The sequence below is a fragment of the Hyella patelloides LEGE 07179 genome (assembly GCF_900659865.1).
GTDB classification, from domain to species: Bacteria; Cyanobacteriota; Cyanobacteriia; order Cyanobacteriales; family Xenococcaceae; genus Hyella; species Hyella patelloides.
Genome location: NZ_LR214233.1, coordinates 1 through 2,610, shown reverse-complemented (window position 1 = coordinate 2,610; position 2,610 = coordinate 1). Strand labels below are relative to the sequence as shown.

Sequence of the window (2,610 nt, the reverse complement as noted above, 5' to 3'; positions counted from 1 at the left end):
TCACTCGTCGGTAGGAATTTAACCTACATGAATCAAGAGTTATTATATTTTCCAGGTTCTGAAAATATCCTCAGCGTTCCTCCAAATATGTTACTACTTGTAGTTAGACTGAAACGAGTCGCACATTAGGACGAGACTCATAGCTGGGGGTCAGATGATGATGAAGCTTCTGACGACTACTGGCATTTTCTCGGACAATATGAATAGTTTTTTGTACTAGCTCAAAGGTCGAGAATTCTAAGTTGACTTATTATTCAATTAAAGCTGAGAAACCCACTCTAAATTTTCTGCTCCTAGGCATTTTTCGTGATTACTCAAAATAGCCATCTCATTCTCAACCATCCAAGTTAGAGCGTGAATTTGTTTCTCAAAATCAGGTTTTAACATCACCCAAGCCTCATAGCTATTTCCCACTCTTTGAATCTCTACAGTTCCATTACCTTGATTGATAACTGATGTCAGATATGCCTTTGATTCATCTTTATTGGCAGCGATTCCACAGAGCTTAATGGTTTGGCTTTTCTCTCCGTTATTGACCTCAAATGTATTCCCATGCCAGAATCTGTTCCACTTTCCAATCTGGATAGATTACCTGCGATTGATATTCCTGGTAACGATAAGTTCCTGCTATGATTGCTGTGAATGCGATTATCATAGCTATGATAGGCGATCGTTAATGTAAGTAATATGAGAAGGCTTTCCACTTCATAATTGGGTATCAAATGTCTATGTTGGATTAGAATACCCAAAATGTAATTGAATTTGACTTTGATGGGCGGTGCTTGGGTTAGCACTTTCTTTTTTTCTCTCTCAATTAGACGGAATTAAAACTTGCGTTTTTGCCCTGGTCAGTGCCGTATATTGGAGTTTTTGTCGCTCGCTACAGCCTCTCATGTCGGCAACATCCAAAAATACATAATCAATCGTACTTCCTTGTGCCTTGTGTGTCGTTAAACTGTAAGCGTAACCCACGTCATCAAACATTCTCGATAGATCGAAATAGCTCTGCCATTGTTTAACTTGCGCCAAATACTTCACCTTTTCATTGTATAATTTTTGACTTTCGCGATGAAGTATGGAGAGGGGTTGCTCTTTTCCACAATCGGGTTTAACCATTACTTTCCAATACTTATATATTTGACCGAGAAAGAGTAATTCACACTCTTCTCCCTGGTCAATTACTACCGCTTCTTCTGAGTTGTTAATGGCAATTCTCCACTTATTCTTGCCTTTAGCTCCTGGTTTCGCTCTAAATAAGGGTCTTCTAGCTATTAGCCTATCTCCTGTTACATAATCAGGTGCATTTTTACCCCATAACTGACTACGAACAAAATTATTGAGCGATTCTACCGTTTTATTTCTCCAAGCCAAAAACCGAATGTGGTCTGGATTGAGCTTAAATTGTGGCGAGTCAAAAAGAGCTACTGCCCGTTGCAACCATTCCTTTTGAGGTAAACAAAGGATAGTGCTATCTCTTGTTGTAGTAAATGGGTAAAGAGTACGAGAATACTTGGGGTTGCTTCTGATTTCTTGGGCAACTCGTGCCATCTCTCCATCGTAACGAACTACTTGAGTTAAAGTCGCTGATTGTTGAATTTCTGAAGATCTGCTGACAATCGGTTCTCTCTCTCCCACTGGAGGTAATTGTGCCGAATCCCCGACAAATACTACTTTTGAGAGTAATGAGCTTTTTACTTCCGAGGCAATCTCTTTGAAGTTATCTCGATTGAGCATTGAAAATTCATCAATGATAATGATTCCATAACCCGACCAGTCCAATTCTTCTTTGCTCAGGAAGACTTCAATTCCCGTCTCTTCATCAAGTACTGGTTGCTGTCCTAATAGTTGAGCTACTGTCTTTACTTCCAGATTAAGACCTGAATTTTCGGCAATCTGAGAGAGATTCTTAGCGGATTTATTGGTGGGAGTTGCTGCGACAAAGTTAATGCCCTCACTGACTAACCACTGAATAAAACTCGTAATCAGAACGGTTTTTCCCGTTCCTGCAAATCCCGTCAGTCTGAAGAATTTCTCTTGAGAGATTGTCAAGTTTTTTAGTTGAGATAAGGCTCTTTCTTGGTCTGAAGTTAGAGAGAATTCACCATCAGACAAGGATACGGGTGATAAGTGCTCAGGGTTCTTGGAGATTTTCTCCAGACTCCAAGAACTTATTTCTTCTTGATGTGAACTAGAATATTCACTCTCGACAACTAACTTCACCTCGACAAGTTGGTTGGTCACCGACCAAAAGGCAGCTTGAAGATGAGGAATTCTCGACCGATTCGTTTCAATCAAGGCACTCGTCAATAAAGCAACCGTTGCTTCAGTTTCTTGGAAATCTAATAAATTTCCATGCTGCTTAAATAAAGCTTTAGTTACTGGTAATGAAATATGATTTAAGATTTCTAACCATAGAAGCTGGAGATTTTGAGCGGTCATGGGAAAAGTCTCCTCCGTTGGCATTGTTCCACTTTCTGAAAAAAGCTATTATTTCCCTTTCTACTTCTACTAGCAACCTCATATCACAAAGGTCGATAAATGCCAGGTTTGACTCTTTTCCAGTGCTTGTTTAGATAAGCTTTTCGGCTTAAGGCATTAGAAACACAGCTC

2 protein-coding genes are annotated in these 2,610 nt (G+C 39.7%); both read right to left on the bottom strand.

The window, feature by feature from the left end; translation table 11 throughout:
- Positions 1-258 precede the first annotated feature (258 nt).
- On the bottom strand, positions 259-414 hold the full coding sequence (locus H1P_RS36935) for a hypothetical protein (RefSeq protein WP_186376286.1): 156 nt from the start codon (positions 412-414) through the stop codon (positions 259-261).
- Positions 415-810: 396 nt separating this feature from the next.
- A complete protein-coding gene (locus H1P_RS32605) occupies positions 811-2,439 on the bottom strand; it encodes an ATP-dependent DNA helicase (protein WP_144875535.1) in 1,629 nt (542 codons plus the stop codon).
- Positions 2,440-2,610: the final 171 nt, after the last annotated feature.